The 532-nt window shown below is 58.8% G+C and carries 1 protein-coding gene; it reads right to left on the minus strand.

All coding sequences use genetic code 11. From position 1 onward, the window contains the following. Positions 1-532, minus strand: a 532-nt coding sequence (locus tag DM374_RS32740) for an immunoglobulin-like domain-containing protein (RefSeq protein ID WP_177431655.1), incomplete at both ends; no start/stop codon positions are given.

A 532-nucleotide genomic window follows, 5' to 3' on the forward strand; every position in this document is an offset into this window, starting at 1 on the left:
GGCAGTGACCGAAGCGGTGTAGGTCACTACGCCGCCTTCAACGGCACTGGCAGTCGCAGTCAACGTGACAGTCGAAGTGTCGATGCTGTCGGTGATAGCAGTCACGGCCGCAGTCGGGCTGACTTCCAGGTGTTCGAAATCACCACCAGTGGTGCCAGTGATGGTCACGCTAACGCTGCCCGCATCCACATAAACAGTGTCTTTCGGCGCGGCGAACGTGACGGAACCTTCGGTGGCGTCCTTGGCGATGGTGATGGTTTCACCATTGCTCAGGGTGATCTTCATCTCAGTGCCAGCTGGGTTAGTCAGCTTGGCGGTGTAAACGATGTTGCCGCCTTCCTGAACGGAACCGGTGGCGCTGAGGGTCAGGCCGGTGGTGTCGAGGTGCGCTGGGTCATCGGTGACGACGGTGGTTGGAGTACCTGCAGTTTCCAGATGCTCGTAGTTGCCGCCTGTCACACCGGTGATGCTGTTGGTCAGTGGCGTGTTGGTATTCAACACGTTGTTCGGAGCGATGAAATCGACCGAGCCG

Origin of the sequence: Pseudomonas huaxiensis (assembly GCF_003231275.1) — a bacterium.
GTDB lineage: Bacteria > Pseudomonadota > Gammaproteobacteria > Pseudomonadales > Pseudomonadaceae > Aquipseudomonas > Aquipseudomonas huaxiensis.